Here is a 19,748-nt window from a genome sequence, read left to right on the forward strand (position 1 = left end):
TCGTTATCGGCGCGGAAAAACGCGAACGGCGGCCCCGAACGAGACCGCCGCTTCCCCGCAAGCGACTGAGCGGGCTAGCTAATCCAGCGTGAGGGTTTTCTCACGCGCTGAAGAGGTCGCCCTGAAGGTGCTCGGTGCCGGTCACCGCAGGCGGCCGCGCCTTGCGCGCCTTCCGGGGCTTGGCCTCGATCGCCTGCGCGATCGACGGGGGTGGCTTGGCGAACCGCTTCACAATGTCCTCGCAGTAGCGCGTCTCGCGCTCGATCAGCATGCCATAGAAGCCCTCTTCAGCGAGGGCCACGCCGGTCGTTCCGCTGCCCGCGAACGGGTCCAAAACGACCCCACCGGGCGGCGTTACCAGGCGGCACAGCCACCGCATCAGATCGACCGGCTTGATCGTGTCGTGCCCGCTCCCGGCTCGGTCATCGCCTCGGGGTTTGGGGCAGAAAAAGAAGCCTGCCTTGTCGCCGGAGAAGCCATAAAGCGCCTCGGCGCTGCCGTCATGAACTACGTTCGCAGGATGCCGGGCGATGGTCCCATCGTCGACGCGGCAGCCATCGATGTTCAACGCGCCGGTCCGGTAGGCGCGCAAGTTGGGGACATAGCTGCCGATCATCGGCTTGCGAGCGAGCAGGATGGGCTCCTGGGCGGGCTTCAGGCCGGTTCCCCACCCCCTCCACGCCAACGCCTCCGGCTGCGTGACCGCGACCTTGCCGCCGGTGTCCTTCATCCAGACCTTTCCCTCGGGCTTTACGCCGGGGGCGCGGCTGGATCGCCCGGTTGTGAGCAGCTTTTCGAATCGCTGATCTATCGCGTGGTTGTACGCGCCACCGCCGTCCGCGTGAATCCAAGCCAGCGTATTCCGGATCTCGAAACCCGCGATCGCGATGGCCGTCGTTAGCGCGTATGCCGTCCGTGCCGCCGAGAAGGCCACAAGATGGCCGCCGGGCTTGAGAACGCGCAGCGCCTCTTTCCAGATCGGCGGGCCTGGAACCAAGGCGTCCCAGCTATTCTTCTTAAAGCCGCCGCCGCGGTGAGCGTAGTCATCGCCGGCGAGCCAAGCGCGCAGCACGTCAGCGATTGGCGGCGGATTCTCGGACAATCCGTACGGCGGGTCGGTCACGATGCTGTCGATACAAGCGTCGGGCAGGCGGCGCAGGCCAGCGAGGCAGTCGCCCTGGCGCAGGACGACGCGACCGGGTACGAGGTCGGCGTAAATCGGCTTGTCGGACATACTAAACTCACTCACGCAACAGCAACGAAGGAGAACCGGGCTTGGCGCTCCCCGAGACCGCCCTCTCGGACGGTCGCAGGCAGGGCCGGGGCTAGGCCGCGAACAGGGGCGTCTGGGACTCGCCGGCGAGTGCGGCCGACGGGTTGAGCCACAGGCATTCGGTCCTCTCGCGCCGGGCGCTGTCCCTGACGTTGCGCCGGATCAACGACCAGCCCGGCAGGCCGTCGCTATAGAGAGCGCTGTCGTAGCCAGAGAGGATCACCATGCCTTTCAGCTGACGCAGGCATTCCAGCAGCCGAGCCTGGCCGTCGTCGTCGAGCTCATGCACGTAGCCGTGCCGCGACGTCCGGGTCGCCGGCACGTACGGCGGGTCGACATAATGCAGCGTGTCCGGATGATCGTGGTGCCGCATCGTCGAGATCGCATCACCGTGCTCGATGATGACGCGGCGAAGACGATCGCGGAAAGCCGGAAGGGCGTCGGCATACGTCGACCAGTCGTAGCTCGCCGGCAAGGTCGCCGAGCCCGTCGAGCGTCGGAATCCCGAGATTTTGGCGTAGACACGCTCCGGGCTGAAGGCCATCGCGCTGCGGACGATGACGCGCCATGCGCGCTCAAGCGGCAGTCCGCCGGTCTCCGTGCAAGCGCGCTCGAACTCCGCGCTGGAGAAAGGCGTCCAGGTCATCTTCATGACCAGCATCGCGCAGAGCGTGGGGTCCTGGACGCACCGGTACAACGAGACGATATCGAGGTCGGCGTCCCCGAGGACCTCGACCGGCGACGGTGGCTTGCGCATGAGAACCGAAGCCGCGCCGCCGAACGGCTCGGTGTAGACGCGGTGCGGCGGCAGCAGCGCGATGATCGATTTCGCCATCGTGTACTTGCCGCCGAAACACCGGAATAGCGATCGCTTCATACGGGGATCTCCAGGTCCCACTGGTCCGGCCCCGTGGGGCCCCTTACCACCGCCGGCGGCTGCCTCGGCCTCGGCAGGACGCCCGTCGCTTGAGCGGGCTTCGCGGCGCCGAGCACGGGCTTCTTCGGCGCGATCGGGCTCGCCGGCGAGGCGGTGGAGGCGTCCAGTTCGGCGACGATATCAGTGTGCGCCCGCTTGATCGCGTCGGGCGCCGGGGCCTCGGCCAGAGCGCGCTCTAGATCCTGGATTGCTCGGACCGCGGCGAGTCCGAGCCGGATATCGACGCCGGCGACGGCGCTGGTCAGCCCGGCGGCCAGGGCCTGCGAGCGCAGATCGGCGAGGCGGGCGCGGGATTCCGACGGCGTCATCACACGCGCTCCTGGAGGAGATCGCGCAGCGCTGGCAGGCAGCGGGCGAGCAGCTGGCAGTCGCCGAGCGCGTCGTGCAGGCCGTCCGCCCTCTCGGAGCGGTCGACGCCGAGCCGCTCGGACATCGCGTCGAGGGTGGCCTTCTCGCCCGGCCAGATGATCTTAGCCAGGATGCGGGTGTCGATCACCGGCACGGCCGGACGCCCGATCCCGAGGCGATCGAGGGCGGCGTCGACGAAGCCAATGTCGAAGGGCGCATTGTGCGCGACGATGACGCAATCCGATAGCACCCGCGAGATCGCCAGCCCATCGATCTGATTGATCGCGGCCAGGGTCGAGAGGTAGTCGTCCGACATGCCATGGACCGCCGTGGCGCTCGGGTGGCAGGGCTTGCCGGGGTTGAAGACCCAGCGGGCGCTGTTGCCGGGCACGAAGGCGCCATCGACGAGGCGTCCGGGCAGCGCGGCGAGGCTGACGATCCGGTCGTGAATGGGCGAGAAGCCCGTGGTCTCGGAATCCAGGACGAGGAGCGGGCTGTCGAGCAGCGCGAGGACGTCAGCGACGCGGGGCACGTCGACGAGGTCGATCTGCTGGTAATCCGACGTCGACGTGAACGCCTCGATCTGCGCCTCGGTCGGCTGGAAGCTGCGGGCGAGCCCCTGCCAGTCGACGGCCTTGCGCTGGCGGTCGGAAACGATGGCGTAGTGCGTGGTGCCGACGCGGCTCTCGCGGTCGGAAAGCAGACCGGAGCGGACGGCCTCCTCTTCCTTCTTGAGGCTCTTCTGCTCGGCGCGCAGGAAGGCGAGCCGATCGGCGGGCGGGGTGGCGACTTCGATGCTGGTGACGGTAAGCGTCATGACTGAGTGTCTCCGAATACGCGTACAGGGTTTCTCGCTTGATATGCTTCGGTCAACGACTTTTCTTCCTCGGAAGAACGGAAGGTTAACGCGTCTATCCTTGGGAATGACTAGAACCTGTTAACCAAGATCGCCCTTGCGTCTTGCACTTATTCTTCCCCACTACATGTCGTGGGTCGCGTCCCCGACGCGCTGGAAGACGGTCCTCTTCGTCAGACCCAGCCCCGCCAGGATCGATCGACCGGGGGCCCGGCGGCCTGCGAGGACGTCTTGAACGTACGTGCGCGAGACCGCGTGCCGGGCGCTCCAGTCCGCGATGCCGGACTCGGCGACGGCCAGGCGGAGCGTCTCGCGGACCTGGACTTCGGTCAGCGCGCACACGGGGTCGTCTCCGGTTCGGCCGGCCAGCTGTCGAGCATCATGTCGCAAGCCACGACGACGCTGGCGAGCTTGCGCAGGTCCGCGAGGACACCTTCATCGTCGATGGTCGAGACAACGCCGAGGGCCTCCCGCTCGTCGGGCTCCCACGTCAGATCCGCGCAGCCCTGCACGACGTTGTGGGCTTCGCGCCACGCCCCCTCGCGAGCAGCCTCTACGACCTGGCGGGGCGTCATCTTCGGGCCGGCATCGCGGCCCAACGCGAGGATGGATTCGATGTAGTCGTGCCGAGAGATCGTCTTCGGCACCGGCGTTTTGAATAGACGGACGACATCGCCCATGAGGGCCTCCTGTGCGGTTGTGGCATCACAGGGTTGGCGCGTCGCGGGTAGTCGTCAAGTAGCGTCGAAGCTTCTTCGTGGCCGCGGGGAGCTTCAGAGGCGAAAACCCGAAGAGGGCTTGGATTATTGGCTCCATATTTATTTTCGCGGACTGGTCATAATGACCGGTCGAGAGGCGAATATTTTATGGGGTAAAAAATTAAACGTCCATTTGGAGCGAATCCAGCCGCGCTGTATCTTCGGATTCGCTACCGGAGGCACACTATGAAGAAGATCGAATTTGACGACCGTATCAGCATGGCGCTGTGCGTCGGCAATGGGCGGGACTTCAACGACCGATGGGATATCCGCAAGGACATCAGAGTCTGCGACCAGGGCTACGCGATCCGGTATGCGCCGAAGGACTATATTCTGGTGCAGTGGGCCGGCGTCTCCGACGATGAGAGCACGCTGTATTACCTGCCGGGCGATGGCGCGATCGAGGTCGTCGATCCGGCGATGAAGAGCTACGGCGAGGCAGTCGAGACTGCAATGCTCGCCCACGGCAATCCCGAGCGGCTCGCGTACCTGCGCCAGAAGCGAGACGCCGAGGCGGCGGCCAAGGCCGCGCGCAAGCGGTACGGGCGGTCGCATCAGCGTGCGCGGCTCGACAGCTACGAAGCGACGATCCCGGTCGGCAGCTTCTTCAGAACGCCCAGCGGCTACATCGGTTACATGGCCGGCCGAGGCGAGGAGCGCGTGACATGGTACGCCGTCGACGCGGTCCCCGACGGCGCCGAGGTTCTCGAACTACCGCGCGAGGTGACCGCACACTTCACGATGTGACCTGCGTACGTACGCGTTTGTGGCTTGCGAACCGCCCCGGCAAGATCTCCTCAAGGCCGCTCCCGGCCCCGAGGAGGCACACATGAAATCAATTCTGAAGGCGATCGGCCGCGCGCTGCTCGCGATCCCGAAAATGGCTTGGACGGTCTGTCGCTACACTGGAGCGATGGTCCTCTCGATCATCCCGCAGCCCCAGGCGATGACCACCGCCGCCGGCGAAGTGGCAGACGCAGTAATCGAGGCAGAGCAGGCCAAGCAGGCCGCCCCCGCAGCCAAGGCGACTGCGGCAACGTCGCAGGCCGAGATCGCATATACGTATGCGATCGCGATGATCACCGGATCGCGGCCGCCTTCGCTCGACGGTCAGCCGGCGGCGTTCGTGAGCATGCTCGACGATCTGACGCATGCCGGCGCACGCGCGCTTATCAAGGCGTCGATCCCGGCCATCGAGCTGCACCTCTCGCCGCGCTGCCCGGCGGACCACCTCGCGGGGGTGCCTAGCATCGGTGCGAGGCCGATGACCGCGGCCCCGGTCGGCAGCGGCTCGCAGAAGCAACTATATTTTGACGCGCTGGAGCGGGCGCCCAAGCCCGAAATGTGCAGCGACGGCGAAATCAGAATTTTCCACGACTACGAGGGCGAGGATCAGAGCGCCCGGCTCAAAGCCGCTTGAGTACGCCGCAGATCGAAGCGCAGGCCATCGATCTCTTCTTGCATCGCGGCTTCCCGCGCTCGGGAAGCGGCGATTTCTCTTTGGGCTGCGGCGAGCATCGCGGCGAGGCGGCGAACCGAGGCGACGGAGTTAGCCTCGGCTGCAGCCTGGTGGCGTTCCTCACGACGACGGACATTGTTCGCGACGATGGCGTTGGCCAGCCCGTTGCCGATGACAGCCGCGCCCATCTCAAGATTGAAAGCGTGGTTGCTCATGATGTCCTCCTCGGCGGCCGGTGGACCCAGAGACTCTCACATGGAATCTGCTGCAGTCCAGCTCTCCTCGATCGCTTCGTTAAGAAGGATCCTACGTCATGCAGCGGATCCTGCTCATCGCTAGGGCGTCCCCCCGTTACACGCATGAAATGAATCGGATTTGTTGCGGGATACGTACAGCCCGCCAGGCGAGCATTGTCCGATGCTATAGTGAGCTGATGGCCCCTAGCCGACGTCTGGAACGTCTGCTTCAGGGCAGCCTGATGGGCTTGTCAGTTGAACAGACGGGGGCGGCCCTTTCGGAAACTTAGGTCTGCTCTAGGAAGACGACATTCTTGGAGCGGTAAACCGCGGCGGTCAGTCTCGATGCCGATGCGCTGCTGCGCCGCGCCGTGCGATGATGACCACGACGTCTCGTCCATAGCCCTCCAAATCCCTCCTATCGGCACTGCGCTCGTGTTGCCGACGGGAGGTTTCCGATTTCATCGATCCTCACTCGGCAGGAAGTAGGAGCACGCACACATCGTCGTTGGGCGACATGATAGTCGTGCGGGTTTTCGCGCGCGTCACGCTCACGCGGAAATTTTGCCGAGCCTGCGTCATCGCCCCCGCGCGGACATTTCCGCCTACAATGCGATCGGGGTTGCCGACGATCTCGCCCTTGTAGCGTTTTGGCCATCCTTCGAAGATGATGACCTCATCGAATTGCTTCCCCTTGGCCTTGTGCATATTCATCACGACGACACCCGACTCCGGCTTGTGAGCGGTCGCGAAATGCTCCTGCACGAACGCTTGGCGAGTGACAGCCAGCGCGTTCTTATATCCGCCGGTATCGCGCCAGTCCTGCGACAAGCTTTGCCGGAGCTGCGTGCCGCGTTCGAGAAGCCGGACGTTGCGCGCCTCCTTCGCAACCTCGGCGAGCCGAGTGCAGGCCCCAGCCTCAAGCACCGCTCGAACGGCGGTCCAGTCGCCGTCGGGCTGGCTAGTCAGCGCAACAGCCGTTGCAGCCTCGTGGACCGCGAACGTGGCTTGCAAGACGCTGTTCGCCGGAACGGCCTTTCCCTTCGCGAGGCAGTCATTCCACTTGCCCAGCGCCGAGCGAAAACGCGCCGCTTCCGTCAGATCGCCTTTCGTCGGCGCCTGGCCTCCTCGGCCGCTGAAATAGCTGCAAAGCACATCGACGAATTCGTCAAAGCAGCCGGCGTGACTTCGCTGCTGGAGAAGGAAGGCAATCACCTCCGCGGCTAGGATCGGGCCTTCCATGTCGACGGCGGCCGTGTGCGCGATCGGAGGCACGTTGCCGAAGGGCACGCGCAGATTGTCGGAGACCAGCCGGGTCATACGCTTCGTCGGCACCAGAATCGCAAGCGACCAGTCCCGGCGGCCCGTCGCGATTAGACGCTTACGCGCTTTCAGAACCTGAGCGATAAGCGAGGCGAAAGCCTGATTAGAATTCGAGGCAAACCCCTCGTAATCGATACCGTGATACTCTTCTTCCCGAAATTTGCCGGTAAGGAGGTGGTTGCCGAACAAGGCAATGTCCGTCCCCTTGCTGCGATGGTTGTCCCCGGCCAAATCGTGCTCGGAAGGCTTGAAAGCCTCCCTGAAGTGGTCAAGACGCTCCGGGTCCGCGCCGATGAAATCAAAGATGCGCTGTTCGGGGTCGGCCAGCGCGACCAGCGTGCTGCTCTTCCCGATTGCCTCGACCGCGCGCCACTGCTGGGCGCTGGTATCCTGAAACTCGTCGAGGATGATGAAAGGGTACATGGTCGATACGAGATCGCGGACCTTGGCGGAGCCGTGCAACAGGATGGCCACGCGCTCCGCGAACAGGTCGAAGCAGATTTTGCCTTCCTCGGTCGCCAGTCGCATCCGCTCGGCAATCTCCAGTGCGGCCTTCTGCGCCTTCTCCTCGTCCGAGAGCTTGGACGGCGCCTTGAAGGCGCTGCGGATCGCTGAAAGCGCGATCGCCTCGTTAGGCGGCGTCAGAATTGCCATCCGGCGCGGAAACCCGATCAGATAGCCGTGCGCCTTGAGAATGCGCCAGAAGAAGGAGTGATAAGTATCGACCTCGATCCGCTTCTTCTCCTCCTTCGTGACGGACTGCTCTTCGTCGATCGCCTCGAAGACCCGCGAGACCGTCGCACGCGCGAAACCAAGGAATAGGATGCGCTGCCCCGGCCTGAGTTTCTCACGGGCGGTCTTCGCCGCCTTCAAAATGGAAACGGTGGTCTTGCCGGAGCCAGGACCGCCCACGACGAGCTGGTGCCCGTCGGCGGTCAGGACATCCTTCTGCACGGGAGTCAGATCGACCATCCGTCCCCCCTATTCGACGGGCTCGACGGCTGCGTCATGGCCATTCCCTTGCGGAGGCGCGGGCGGCGGATCGCAAAGCGCCTTGAGGGCCACGCAGGCGTCGCGAATCCACGACGGGATTTCGGCCTCGGAACACTGCCCAAGGAAATCCGCGATCCCCCAGTTGCCCTTCGCCCATCCGAAATATTCTTTCAGCGCGGCGATCACGTTGGTCTTCGGATCGGGGAACTTCTGCAATAGGTGCGGCGACCAATCGAGCGCATCGGAAAAGCGCGCAAGCGCGGCCTGGGACGTGTTCTTGAGGATCAGATCCTCGATGCCCTTTTCCTCATGCATGAACAGGCGCTCGACCTGGGCTTCGATAGCGGCTTTCGCGGGGTCGGTCTGCTTATCGCACAGTGCGAACGTCCGCTTGCCGAGACCCTTATAGAGCCCGGCGAGATCGGCGATCTGTGACTCGGTACCTGCGTCGATGATGCAGATGCCTAGCGCCTCAAGCGAGGCATAGACGGCGGGTTTCAGCTCAGCGAGGCGGCGAGCCGCCACCGGAAAAGCACTCGCCTCGGTCGCGCCCTCCGCAATGAGGACACGCCGGGATAGCAGGCCTTCGCAAAAGCGTGTCCGAAACTCCTGGCGATAGCGCTTGTGCTTCACGCTGTCGGGCAACGCAATCTGCGCCTGTTTCAGGACGCCATCATTCGCCCGTGACAAGATCACCGTCTCGTCGAGCTTGAATTCCTCAAGGACATACGGCGAGTGCGAGGTGACGATCGACTGGGCGGCCAGCTTGCGTAGCTCGTGAACTATCCGCTTCTGAGCATAGGGCGGGATTGCGGTCTCGACCTCCTCCATCGCGAAGATGACGTTCTGCTTGTCCTCGGCAATCTGCGACAGCATCGCCAGCACCAGCATGTTGATCGTGCCAGTGCCCTGCCGGAAGAAGGGCGCGGCATGTGCACCATCGCCGGTGGCAATGAAGGCGGTTACAACCTTGCGCAGATGTTCGCGCGTGAGGTTCGAAACCTTGAGATGCGGCTTCACGCCCCATTCCCGCGGTACATATTTCTTCAGCGACTTGTCGATGCTGTCGAGCACGCCCGAGATGCCGATCGCGGGGTCGCTTGCCACATCGAAGGCAGCCAGCGTGCCGATCGTGCCTTCCCACATTTGCGGTCGGATTTCCTTCAGCCGCAGGATGATGTCGAGCAGGCTGCCATGCTCCAAACTGAGCGCACGCGAGCCGGTTCGCAACGAGCGCAGGAAGAGAAAGCCGCAATGCTGCTTGTCCTTCTTGGAGAAGGGCGTTGGCGTCTCCTCCTCTGTCAGGCTGCGTGCGTAATAGGTGTTGCCGACGAAATCGTCCTCATCGGCGTCGTATGCCCCGATGAAGGTGACGCGCAGCGCCGCCTTGATATTGGCTGCGTCCACGCCTGCGGGGTTTGCGTCCGTGAAGAAATCCCCCGTCTCGATGTTGAGCCACTCGATATTGCCGCCAAATCGGGCTTCCTGTTCCTCCGACAGCCCGATGATCGTGACCTCGACGGTGATTTGCGGGGCGGGCTGCGGCTCTGCGCCCTCCTCAGCCGGAGCCAAGGGCAGATATTTGCCCTCATAGAAATCATGCTCATCGACAGGAGGCCGGCGGCTCAGTCGATCCGGCCCAAGCGCAAGATCTATGGCTTCGAGAACGGAGGACTTGCCGGTGTTGTTGTCGCCGATGAGGACGGCGTGATCGGGCAGAACCAGCTTGGTTGAACTGATACCCCTGAAATTATCAATCGCAACGGCGTAAATCTTCAAAGCAGCCCCCCAGTGCTATCCCTCTCAAATCTTCTTCTATTTCACAGTTAGCCCCAAATCGATGGAACGTCACTCGTCCCTTCTGCAGCATGTGCTGCTTTAAGCAACCATATCGGGCCATCGCGCTAAGTGCGTGCACGCGAGCGCAAAGAACGGGCGAAACCTAGACGAAGATTGGCAATCTGGCCGGCTCCCCGTTCAGCACGGTGTTGGACTGGCTCGCTTTGCGCTTGAGCCCGAAACACAGATTGACTGCTACGGGTCGAACACAGCCCGCAGCATGATCAGCCGCGAACGCCCGCTTTCTGGCAACTGCCCTTGTCAGGAAGTGGCGCAGAAGAGTTTGAGAGTGTCGCGATTGTTAATGCGGCGGTGTGCTAGATCGGCGAAGGCAGTTTTTTGATGTAGTCGATGAAGGCGCGCAGCGGCGTGGGCACGAGGCGCCGCCCCGGGTAATACAGGAAAGGTCCGGAGAAGCTCAGCCACCATTCCGGAAGAACTGGGACGAGGGCCCCTGTCTCCAAATGCGGCCGGACCCAATCCTCGAAAATGGTGACGATGCCAATACCGGCGATCGCAGCTGCGATCGCGAGATCGGCGACGCCGCCCGGCTGGACAATCAGCACGGCCGGCGGGTCGACGAGCAGCGTCTGGCCGTTGCGCTCGAACTCCCATGGCGCGAGGGCACGCTGGGGAAAGCGGACGCGGATGCAGCTGTGCTGCAGCAGGTCGCGCGGTTCGCCGGGGGTGCCGCGACGATCGAGGTAAGCCTTTGAGGCCACCGTAGCGAAGCGCTGGACCCGAGGGCCGATTGGAAGCGCGATCATGTCGGGCTCGAGGCGCTCGTCGTAGCGGATGCCGGCGTCGCAACGCGCAGCCAGCAGGTCGACAAAATCATCCTCGGCGATGACCTCAAGGCGAATATCCGGATAGGCCGCCAGGAAGGGCGGGACGATGGTCGGCAGGACCAGGCGTGCGGCGCTGACAGGAACATTGAGCCGCAATGTGCCGGCAGGCCGCTCTTTGTAGCCGTTGACGACGTCGAGCGCCGCCTCGACTTCGCGCAGCGCCGGCTCCAGCTTGCTGAGCAGATCTCGCCCCGCATCGGTGAGCGCAACACTGCGGGTGGTACGATTCAACAAGCGGATGCCGAGCCTGTCTTCAAGCCGGCGCATCCTCTCGCTGAGCCCGGACGGACTTTCCCCGGTTGCGCGCGAAGCTCCGCGAAATCCGCCGGCGCGCGCGATGGCGACGAACACATCAAGGTCGGTCAGGCTAGGTCGCATTGTTCGTTGAGCCGCACAGACTGTTCGGATTGTGCAGGATTATCATCAAGCCGCAAGCGCCCTACCTCGAAACCGTACGCAATCGAGGAGATCGCCATGACCGCCGACAATCAAACCTTCGTCTTTGGCAGCCGCACGGTGAAGCGGATGGGCTATGGCGCCATGCAACTCGCTGGAAAGGGCGTCTTCGGCCCCCCGCGTGACCGAGACGAAGCTATCGCGGTCCTTCGTGAGGCGATTGCCAGCGGAGTCGACCATATCGATACCAGCGATTTTTACGGGCCCCATGTCACCAACCAGATCATCCGCGAAGCTCTGCACCCCTATCCGGACGAGCTAGCCCTGGTCACCAAGGTCGGTGCCCGCCGGGGCAGCGACGGGGCCTGGATCGAGGCAAACTCGCCGAACGACCTGGTCGCCGCCGTCCACGACAACCTGCGCAATCTGGGCGTGGACCAGCTGCATGCCGTGAATTTCCGCGCGATGTTCGATGTGCACGGACCCGCGGAAGGAAGCATCGCGCCGCAGGTCGAGGCGCTCGCCAAGCTCAAGCAGCAAGGGCTGCTGCGCCATGTCGGCATCAGCAATGTGACGCCGAAACAGGTGGCCGAGGCCCGTGCGGTGGTTGAGGTCGCCTGCGTCCAGAACCAGTACAATCTCGCCCACCGGCATGACGACGCTCTGATCGACGAACTGGCGGCCGCGGGCATAGCCTATGTGCCGTTTTTCCCGCTCGGTGGGTTTTCGCCACTGCAGTCGACCACCTTGTCGGATGTAGCCGCCACTCTGGGCGTGTCTCCGCTGCAGACCGCCTTGGCCTGGCTGATGCGCCGTTCGCCCAACATCCTCCTGATCCCCGGCACCTCATCGCGAACCCACCTCCGCGAAAACCTCGCTGCGGCCCAAGTCGTTCTCGACGATGCGACGCTGGCTCGCCTGCATTCGATCGGGCGGGCCGCCTGAAGCAGACGCGCGCCGCATCGCGCGGCAGGTAGCAGGGCGCTCGGCTCACAAGTCCGCTTTAGGGTGCAGCGCCAACGTCGGGAAGTGGCGCCTACCGCTGCTCACTCCGGTATCCGTTACAGGCAACGGCTGGATCGGTGACGTGCGGGAATGACTAAAGCCACTCAAGCCGCATCAGGCATCCGCGCCAACAGCTTGTCGAGCGTGAGCGGATAGTCACGCACGCGCACGCCGGTGGCGTTGTAGACGGCGTTGGCCACGGCAGCGCCGACCCCGCAGATCCCGAGCTCGCCCACCCCCTTCGCCTTCATCGGCGAGGACATCGGGTCGGTCTCGTCAAGGAAGACCACCTCCTGATGCGGGATGTCGGCATGCACCGGAACCTCGTAGGAGGCCAGATCGTGGTTGACGAAGAAGCCTCGGCGCTTGTCGACCGCCAGTTCCTCCATCAGCGCCGCGCCTACACCCATCGTCATCGCGCCGATGACCTGGCTACGCGCCGTCTTCGGGTTGAGGATGCGCCCGGCCGCGCAGACCGCCAGCATGCGCCTGACCCGCGTCTCGGCCGTGGCCACATCGACGCCTACCTCCACAAAATGGGCGCCGAAGGTGGATTGCTGGTGCGTCTCGTCGAGGTCGCCGTATTCGATGGTGTCCTCGGCCGTCAGCGGTCCGGCTTCGGTCGCGCTCGCCAGCGAGAGACTGCGATTGCCCGCCTTCACCTCGCCGCCCGCGAAGATGGCCTCGGTCGAGTTGATGCCGAGCTTCTGCGCCACGGCCTCGCGCAGCTTCACGCAAGCGGCGTAGACGCCGGCCGTCGAGCTATTGCCGCCCCATTGCCCGCCTGAACCGGCCGAAACGGGGAAGGCCGAATCGCCCAGCTTCACCACCACCTTGTCGAGATCGACGCCCAGCATTTCGGAGGCTGTCTGGCCGATGATGGTGTAGCTGCCGGTGCCGATGTCGGTCATGTCGGTCTCGACGGTGACGATCCCCTTGGCATCGAGGCTGACGCGCGCCCCCGATTTCATCACGAGATTGTTGCGGAAGGCGGCGGCGACCCCGAGGCCGATCAGCCAGTTGCCCTCGCGCATCCGGCCGGGCTGCGCCGAGCGCTGCGACCAGCCGAAACGCTCCGCGCCGACCCGGAAGCACTCGTCGAAGCGCCGCATCGAGAAGGGCCGCTTCGGCTTCTCCGGGTCGACCTGCGTGTCGTTCAGCAGCCGGAAGGCGATCGGGTCCATCCCGAGCTTCTCGGCCATTTCGTCCATCGCCATTTCCAGCGCCATCAGGCCGGGTGCCTCGCCGGGCGCGCGCATGGCGTTGCCTTCCGGCAGGTCGAGCTCGGCGAGACGCATCGCCGTCATCCGGTTGGCGCCGGCATAGAGCAGCCGCGTCTGCTGCACCGCGACCTCCGGCCCGCCGCCCTTGAGATCGCCCGACCAGCTCTCATGGCCGATCGCGGTGATCTTGCCCTCTTTCGTCGCACCCAGCCGGATGCGCTGGATCGTCGCCGGCCTGTGTGTCGTGTTGTTGATCATCAGCGGGCGCGTCAGCGCGACCTTGACCGGCCGCTTGGCCAGGCGCGCGCCCAGCGCCGCCAGCAGCACGTCTGCACGCAGGAACAGCTTGCCGCCGAAGCCGCCGCCGATGAAGGGTGAGACGATCCGGATGTTCTGCTTGGGGATGCCAAGCGTCGTCGCCATGTCGGTGACGCCCCAGGCGACCATCTGGGTGGCGGTCCAGAGCGTCAGCTTATCGCCTTCCCAGGCAGCCAGCGTCGCATGCGGTTCCATCATCGCATGGCTTTCGTCGGGCGTCGTATAGGTCTCGTCGAGGCTGACCGGCGCGCTTGCGAAGGCGCCCGCGAAATCTCCGACATGGGTGTCGTTGAGGCTGGGATCGTCGCCCTCGGGCCTCACGGCCTTGTCCTTCGCCGCGTTGAGGTCGAAGGCGCCCTCGGCGGCCACATACTCCACCTTGATCAGGCTGGCCGCCGCGCGCGCCTGCTCGAAACTCTCGGCCACCACCAGCGCGACCGCCTGATGATAATGCTCCACCTCCGGCCCCGCGAGCAGGCAGGCGGTGTTGCGCGGACCCTTCTTCAGATCGCCGGCCTCTCTGGCCGTGACCACCGCGAGGACGCCCGGCGCCTTTCGCGCGGCGTCGAGTTCGATCGAAGCGATGCGACCCTTGGCGATGCCTGCACCGAGCACATAGCCATAGGCTTGGTTCGCCACGACGTCATGCTGTTCATAGGCGTAGCGGGCCGTGCCGGTGACCTTGCGGGCGCCGTCGATGCGATCATGCGGCTGTCCGACCACCTGCAGGCGGTCGATCGGATTGTCGGTTGCCGGCTTGTCGAATTTCATGGCTCAGCCCCTCGCTTGCGCCAGCACCGCGCCGAGCGTGCGCTCGACCAGCGGCAGCTTGAATGCGTTCTCACGGGTCGGCTTGGCGTCCGCGAGAATCGCTTCGGCAGCGGCCTTCGCTCCGCGGGGCAGCTCCGCCTCCGCCGTCTCGACGCGCCAGGGCTTGGGCGCGACGCCGCCGAGCGCGATCCGGCCGCTGCCGTCGCGCTGCACGATGGCCGCAATCGAGACCAGCGCGAAGGCGTAAGACGCGCGGTCCCTCACCTTGCGGTAAATCTGCGTGCCGCCGACAGGCTTCGGCAGCGTCACCGCGGTGATGAGTTCGCCCTTGTCCAGCACGGTCTCGACATGCGGGGTATTGCCCGGCAGCCGATGCACGTCCGCGACAGGGATCGAGCGGGTCGATCGATCGGGCTTCACCGTCTCCACCGTGGCGTCGAGCGCCCGCATCGCCACCGCCATGTCGGAAGGATGCGTCGCGATGCAGGCGTCGCTGATGCCGACCACGCCCAGCTGGCGCGAGAACCCGCCGAGCGCCGAGCAGCCGCTGCCGGGCCGGCGTTTGTTGCAGGGCTGTGCCGTGTCGTAGAAATAAGGGCAGCGCGTCCGCTGCAACAGATTTCCGGCCGTAGTGGCACGGTTGCGCAACTGGCCGGACGCCCCCGCCAGCAGCGCCCGCGACAGCACCGCATAATCGCGCCGGACCCGCTCGTCCGCCGCCAGCGCGGTGTTGCGGACCAGCGCCCCGATACGCAGCCCGCCATCCGGGGACGACTCGATCTTGTCGAGTCCCAGCCCGTTCACGTCGATCAGATGCGTCGGCGTCTCGATCTGCAGCTTCATCAGGTCGAGCAGGTTGGTGCCGCCGGCGATGAATTTCGCGTCGGGGCTCCTTGCCGCGGCGGCTGCGGCATCGGCCGGCGAGCTCGCCTTTTCGTAGGAGAAAGCTCTCATCCCTGCCTCCCCGCCACCTCGGTCATCGCCTCGACGATGTTGGAATAGGCGCCGCAGCGGCAGATGTTGCCACTCATGCGCTCGCGGATCTCGGCCGCGGTCGGCGCCATGGCGCCGGTCAGATCGTGGCTGACATGGCTCGGGATGCCGGCCTTGATCTCGTCGAGGACCGCGACGCCGGAGCAGATCTGGCCGGGTGTGCAGTAACCGCATTGGAAGCCGTCGTGCTTCACGAAAGCCGCCTGCATCGGGTGAAGGTTGTCGACGCCGCCGAGCCCCTCGATCGTTGTGATCTCCGCACCTGCATTCATGATCGCCAGGGTCAGGCAGGAGTTGATCCGCTGCCCGTCCAACAGCACCGTGCAGGCGCCGCACTGACCATGGTCGCAGCCCTTTTTGGTGCCGGTCAGGTGGAGTTGCTCGCGCAGAGCGTCCAGCAAGGTCGTGCGAGTATCGAGTTCGAGCCTGTGGTTGCGCCCGTTCACGCTGAACGAAACCTCGCTCAGCACAGGCTCTCCCGCTGGCGCCGGCTGAGCACGCGCTCCCCCGGCGGTCGTAGAAAAGGCGGCACAGGCGCCGGCGACGACCATCAGGTCACGTCGGTTCATTTCCAGTTGTCTGGGAGTTGGCATATCCGCCTCCGATTTCGACAAACCGCATCCGGCAAATCGCTCCCGAGCCAGTTGCGTTGCGAAGGAGAACGGCTGAAGCGGCGGCTAGTTCATTCTCAATCTAAAATGCCGCACACACGAGATCGTCAGCGCACTTGTGAAACTCAGCGGTTCGGCCCGTCGTGAACGTCCGCTGTCCGGGGACGCTCGAATGTCCGCTTCTCTAATCGGGCGGTTGGGTCAAGCTCGGATTGCACCTCTGTGCCGGGGTCTCGTTCACGCGGGTCACGCTTCTCTTCGCAGTCTGGTGGCTTCTGTCGAGCGAAGCCGCTGCACGCATGCATCGGATTGGGTCTGGAGAGCCTCGCTTTTGGACGCGCTTTGAAGCGCAGCAGACATTTTCGGCTTCATCCATTCCTTCGTCCGCGTGGGACGATCCCGGCCCAGGATCGCTGAGAGCTGTGGTCAGGTCATGCCGCAGCCTCCGATCCCAGGCAGAAGTCAGTACCATCGGCCCACATGCGATGGAGCACGACGGCGATCTTGCGGGCCACCGCGACAATGGCGCGCCGACGGCCCTTGGTCGTCATGAGCCTGACACCCCAAGCCTTGAGGCTCGACCAGGTGATCGAGCGCATCAGCATGGCGTTCGCGGCCGCGTAGAGCGCAGCACGAACGTCGACGTCACCGGCATGGGAGTCTCGCCGGACTGGAAGCGCCTGGGCGTCAGTCCAAAGTGAGCTCCGACCGTGCGAGAGCTCTTGAAGCGGGCAGGATCGTCCACGGCAGCTTTGAAGCTGAGGGCGGTGATCTCGCCAACGCCCGGCACGGTCATGAAGCGTCGACAGATCGCATTTTCGCGCGCGGCCCGCTTCACCCGCCGATCGAGCTCGGTGAAGGTCTCGAAGAGCACCGCCCGCGCCTCCAGCATTGGCAGGAGCGCATGGCTGAGCGCAGGATCGGCCTCGATTGTCTCGCGCACAGCGGCATCGAAAGCGCCTCGGGATAAGCGGAGAGGTAGTACGACGCCGAAAATCCGCAACAGGCCACGGATCTCGCTCTCGAGGTCGATGCACTTGCGCTGCATCACCTTGCGGCTCGTCAGCAGCGCTCGCATGTGGTGGCTCTCGACGCTCTTCACATGCACCCGGCTGTACCACCCCGACCGGAGAATCTGGGCGATGCCACGGGCGTCGTGTTTGTCCGTCTTGTTTCGCATGGCTGAAAGCGCAGCCGCGACCTGACGCGCCTCCATGCAGACGACGTCGTAGCCAGCCTCCGTCAGTCCGTAGGTGATGGGCTGTGTCAGCGCACCGGCCTCAAACCCGACCTGATGGATCGGCTGGTCGAACCCCGCGAGGCAAAGAAGGACATCGGGAACGTCGGAGCGCACCGAGCGCTCCAGGCAAATCTTCCCGTCATGGTCGATGATGCAGATCGCCACCGAGCGCAGCGACACATCCAGCGCAGCATAGAACATCGCGACTTCCTCCCTCTTGGATCTGCCGAGATCCTAATGGGAGCTTGAACCCTGGCGGGTCCGCCCGATTACGCATGCTATTGGCGCATCATGTCGCCAACTCAGGCCGCCACCGCTCTGCTCCGGCCCTTCAACCAGTCGCGCGTCCAGGAGAAGACCGGCCAGAGCAGCGCCGCGAAGGTCATCGCCGCCAGCACGGACGAGACCGGCCGATCGAAGAAGGGCAGCACCGAGCCGTCCGACTTGATCAGCGAGGTCACGAAGTTCTGCTCCACCATCGTGCCCATGACGATGCCGAGCACCATGGCCGCGACGGGATAGCCGTTCTTTTCCATCACGAAGCCGAATATGCCGAAGAAGGCGACGCACCAGACAGCGAACAGGTTGTTGCCCGCCGTGGCGAAGGCACCGACCGCGCAGAAGATCATGATCACCGGCATCACCGCCGAGCGCGGCGCACCGACGACCTTGCTCGCCAGCCGGATCATGATGATGCCGAAGGGGATCATGATGATGTTGCCGAGGATGAAGATGATGTAGAGCGCGTACATGCTCTCGGCCTGCGTGGTGAACAGCGACGGCCCGGGGTTCAGTCCCTTCATGTAGAGCACGCCGATGGCGATCGCGGTGATCGTATCGCCAGGAATGCCGAAGAGCAGCGCCGGCACCCAGCCCGAGGCAAGCGAGGCGTTGTTGGAGGCACCGGCCTCGATCAGCCCTTCGGGATGGCCTGTGCCGAACTTTTCCGGCGTCTTCGAGAAGCGCTTCGACATCGCATAGCTGACCCAGGCCGCCATGTCCGCGCCGGCGCCCGGCAGCACGCCGATGATGATGCCGACGATGTTCCCGCGCGTCTGCTGCTTGGGATATTCCTTGGTGAGCTTCCACTGCCCCTTCAGAATCGAGCCGAGCTTGCGGTTCTCGATCTTCGGCGGGTCGCGCTCGGTCAGCGAACGCATCACCTCGGCCAGGGCGAAGACGCCGACCAGCGCCGGGATCACCTCGATGCCCCCCAGCAGATCGGTCGACCCGAAGGTGAAGCGCGGCACGCCGCCGGGATTGTCGATGCCGATGCAGGTGATCAGCAGGCCGAGCAGCATCGCCGCGATCGCCTTGATCGGCGAGGAGCGGGCGACCAGCGTCGAGCACATCAGGCCGAGCATGGCGAGCCAGAAGTTCTCGTAGGTCGAGAAGGACAAGGCCATCTCGGCGAGCAGCGGCGCAATCAGCATCAGCGAGAGCGTGCCGGCGATGCCGCCCAGCGCCGAGAACCACAGGCAGATGCCGAGCGCCGTCTCCGCCTGGCCCTTGCGCGTCATCGCATAGGCCTCGTCGGTATAGGCAGCCGAGGCCGGCGTCCCGGGAATGCGCAGCAGGCAGCCCGGAATGTCGCCGGAGAAGATCGCCATGGCCGAGGCGGTGATGATGGTGGCGATCGCCGCGATCGGTGACAGATAGAAGGTGACGGGCACGAGCAGCGCCGTCGCCATCGTCGCCGAGAGCCCGGGCAGCGCGCCGACCGTCAGCCCGTAGAAGGCGGACGCAACGATCGCGATCATCACGTCGAATTGGAAGACCAGCCCGAAGGCCTTGATGACGGTGTCCATCGTCAGACCTCGCTCACCAGGGGAAGGGCAGGATGCCGCCGGGCAGCGGCACGCGCAGCAGCTTCAGGAAGATCAGGTTGATCATGAAGGGCGCGATGATCGCCAGCGGCACCGCGAGCTTCGGCCTGGCGCCGAAGGCGAGGCTGGCGAGCAGCACCATGATCATCGTCGTCGGCAGGAAGCCCAGCGTCTCCGAGACCAGCGCGTAGAAGGCGAGCAATGCGGGCGGCAGCAATGCCAGCCAGTTGCGCCAGGCCGGCACCGGCGCGAGTTCCTCCGGCGTCGCGTGGCTGACCACGTCAGCCTCGGCTACCTCCTCGAAATGGCGGCCGATCCCGAAGACGATCAGCCCGCCGCAGAGCACGAGCCCCGCACCGACGACCATGGGAAAGGCCGAGGGGCCGACCTGCTGGCCGGGAACCGGCGGCAGCTGGGAACCGTAGGCAAAGGCGAGCCCGCCAATAGTGGCGACGACACCTCCGGTGACCTTGTCGGACAGGAGCATAGGCAGCG

20 protein-coding genes are annotated in these 19,748 nt (G+C 64.8%); 3 read left to right on the top strand and 17 right to left on the bottom strand.

The window, feature by feature from the left end:
- Positions 1 to 100: 100 nt before the first annotated feature.
- The 6 genes from BLQ70_RS19545 to BLQ70_RS19570 form a co-directional block, all read right to left on the bottom strand.
- A complete protein-coding gene (locus BLQ70_RS19545; RefSeq protein WP_091860156.1) occupies positions 101 to 1,234 on the bottom strand; it encodes a DNA-methyltransferase in 1,134 nt (377 codons plus the stop codon).
- A gap of 91 nt (positions 1,235 to 1,325) precedes the next feature.
- Positions 1,326 to 2,150 (bottom strand): DNA adenine methylase, encoded by an 825-nt coding sequence (locus tag BLQ70_RS19550; RefSeq protein ID WP_091860159.1) that lies wholly within the window; start codon positions 2,148 to 2,150, stop codon positions 1,326 to 1,328.
- Positions 2,147 to 2,518 carry a hypothetical protein gene (locus BLQ70_RS19555; RefSeq protein WP_091860162.1) on the bottom strand — a complete coding sequence of 124 codons (372 nt, stop codon included), beginning with the start codon at positions 2,516 to 2,518 and terminating at the stop codon, positions 2,147 to 2,149. Before BLQ70_RS19555 ends, BLQ70_RS19550 begins: the two co-directional genes overlap by 4 nt.
- Entirely contained in the window at positions 2,518 to 3,375 is an 858-nt protein-coding gene (locus BLQ70_RS19560) for a 3'-5' exonuclease (protein WP_091860165.1), read from the bottom strand. Before BLQ70_RS19560 ends, BLQ70_RS19555 begins: the two co-directional genes overlap by 1 nt.
- A 162-nt stretch (positions 3,376 to 3,537) precedes the next feature.
- Positions 3,538 to 3,756, bottom strand: a complete 219-nt coding sequence (locus BLQ70_RS19565; RefSeq protein ID WP_091860168.1) for a hypothetical protein — start codon at positions 3,754 to 3,756, stop codon at positions 3,538 to 3,540.
- Complete coding sequence (locus tag BLQ70_RS19570; RefSeq protein ID WP_091860171.1) at positions 3,744 to 4,094, bottom strand: hypothetical protein; 351 nt, start codon at positions 4,092 to 4,094, stop codon at positions 3,744 to 3,746. Before BLQ70_RS19570 ends, BLQ70_RS19565 begins: the two co-directional genes overlap by 13 nt.
- A gap of 264 nt (positions 4,095 to 4,358) precedes the next feature.
- Here BLQ70_RS19570 and BLQ70_RS19575 point away from each other — a divergent pair, with 264 nt between their 5' ends.
- Both BLQ70_RS19575 and BLQ70_RS19580 read left to right on the top strand, forming a co-directional pair.
- Positions 4,359 to 4,919: a hypothetical protein gene (locus BLQ70_RS19575; RefSeq protein ID WP_091860174.1), complete on the top strand. Its 561-nt coding sequence runs from the start codon at positions 4,359 to 4,361 to the stop codon at positions 4,917 to 4,919.
- 82 nt (positions 4,920 to 5,001) lie between these two features.
- Complete coding sequence (locus BLQ70_RS19580) at positions 5,002 to 5,592, top strand: hypothetical protein (protein ID WP_091860176.1); 591 nt, start codon at positions 5,002 to 5,004, stop codon at positions 5,590 to 5,592.
- Here BLQ70_RS19580 and BLQ70_RS19585 read toward each other — a convergent pair.
- The 4 genes from BLQ70_RS19585 to BLQ70_RS19600 all read right to left on the bottom strand — a co-directional run bounded on the left by BLQ70_RS19585 (position 5,565) and on the right by BLQ70_RS19600 (position 11,248).
- A complete protein-coding gene (locus BLQ70_RS19585; protein ID WP_091860178.1) occupies positions 5,565 to 5,846 on the bottom strand; it encodes a hypothetical protein in 282 nt (93 codons plus the stop codon). The two genes, BLQ70_RS19580 and BLQ70_RS19585, sit on opposite strands and share 28 nt — an antisense overlap.
- 492 nt (positions 5,847 to 6,338) lie before the next feature.
- Positions 6,339 to 8,162, bottom strand: coding sequence for a UvrD-helicase domain-containing protein (locus BLQ70_RS19590; protein ID WP_091860180.1), 1,824 nt, complete (start codon positions 8,160 to 8,162; stop codon positions 6,339 to 6,341).
- Between the two features lie 9 nt (positions 8,163 to 8,171).
- The gene (locus BLQ70_RS19595) at positions 8,172 to 9,962 is read right to left on the bottom strand and encodes an ATP-dependent nuclease (RefSeq protein WP_091860182.1); all 1,791 of its coding nucleotides are present in this window, start codon (positions 9,960 to 9,962) and stop codon (positions 8,172 to 8,174) included.
- A gap of 377 nt (positions 9,963 to 10,339) precedes the next feature.
- Positions 10,340 to 11,248 (bottom strand): LysR family transcriptional regulator, encoded by a 909-nt coding sequence (locus BLQ70_RS19600; RefSeq protein ID WP_091860184.1) that lies wholly within the window; start codon positions 11,246 to 11,248, stop codon positions 10,340 to 10,342.
- Between the two features lie 96 nt (positions 11,249 to 11,344).
- Between BLQ70_RS19600 and BLQ70_RS19605 the strand changes: the two genes are divergently transcribed.
- A complete protein-coding gene (locus BLQ70_RS19605; RefSeq protein ID WP_091860187.1) occupies positions 11,345 to 12,211 on the top strand; it encodes an aldo/keto reductase family oxidoreductase in 867 nt (288 codons plus the stop codon).
- A 164-nt stretch (positions 12,212 to 12,375) separates the two neighbouring features.
- On the opposite strand, the gene paoC is transcribed toward BLQ70_RS19605, so the two are convergent.
- The 7 genes from paoC to BLQ70_RS19635 all read right to left on the bottom strand — a co-directional run bounded on the left by paoC (position 12,376) and on the right by BLQ70_RS19635 (position 19,740).
- A complete protein-coding gene (gene paoC, locus BLQ70_RS19610) occupies positions 12,376 to 14,583 on the bottom strand; it encodes an aldehyde oxidoreductase molybdenum-binding subunit PaoC (protein WP_091860190.1) in 2,208 nt (735 codons plus the stop codon).
- A gap of 3 nt (positions 14,584 to 14,586) precedes the next feature.
- Positions 14,587 to 15,537, bottom strand: a complete 951-nt coding sequence (locus BLQ70_RS19615; RefSeq protein WP_091860193.1) for an FAD binding domain-containing protein — start codon at positions 15,535 to 15,537, stop codon at positions 14,587 to 14,589.
- Complete coding sequence (gene paoA, locus BLQ70_RS19620; RefSeq protein ID WP_091860752.1) at positions 15,534 to 16,169, bottom strand: aldehyde dehydrogenase iron-sulfur subunit PaoA; 636 nt, start codon at positions 16,167 to 16,169, stop codon at positions 15,534 to 15,536. The genes BLQ70_RS19615 and paoA overlap by 4 nt, the downstream gene beginning before the upstream one ends.
- A 449-nt stretch (positions 16,170 to 16,618) precedes the next feature.
- Complete coding sequence (locus BLQ70_RS26260) at positions 16,619 to 16,792, bottom strand: hypothetical protein (protein ID WP_425284616.1); 174 nt, start codon at positions 16,790 to 16,792, stop codon at positions 16,619 to 16,621.
- The gene (locus BLQ70_RS19625; RefSeq protein ID WP_425284617.1) at positions 16,786 to 17,628 is read right to left on the bottom strand and encodes an IS110 family RNA-guided transposase; all 843 of its coding nucleotides are present in this window, start codon (positions 17,626 to 17,628) and stop codon (positions 16,786 to 16,788) included. Before BLQ70_RS19625 ends, BLQ70_RS26260 begins: the two co-directional genes overlap by 7 nt.
- Before the next feature lie 101 nt (positions 17,629 to 17,729).
- Positions 17,730 to 19,235, bottom strand: coding sequence for a tripartite tricarboxylate transporter permease (locus BLQ70_RS19630; protein WP_091860196.1), 1,506 nt, complete (start codon positions 19,233 to 19,235; stop codon positions 17,730 to 17,732).
- A 13-nt stretch (positions 19,236 to 19,248) separates the two neighbouring features.
- Entirely contained in the window at positions 19,249 to 19,740 is a 492-nt protein-coding gene (locus BLQ70_RS19635; protein WP_091860199.1) for a tripartite tricarboxylate transporter TctB family protein, read from the bottom strand.
- Positions 19,741 to 19,748: the final 8 nt, after the last annotated feature.

It is taken from the genome of Allobosea robiniae, from assembly GCF_900102525.1.
GTDB classification, from domain to species: domain Bacteria; phylum Pseudomonadota; class Alphaproteobacteria; order Rhizobiales; family Beijerinckiaceae; genus Allobosea; species Allobosea robiniae.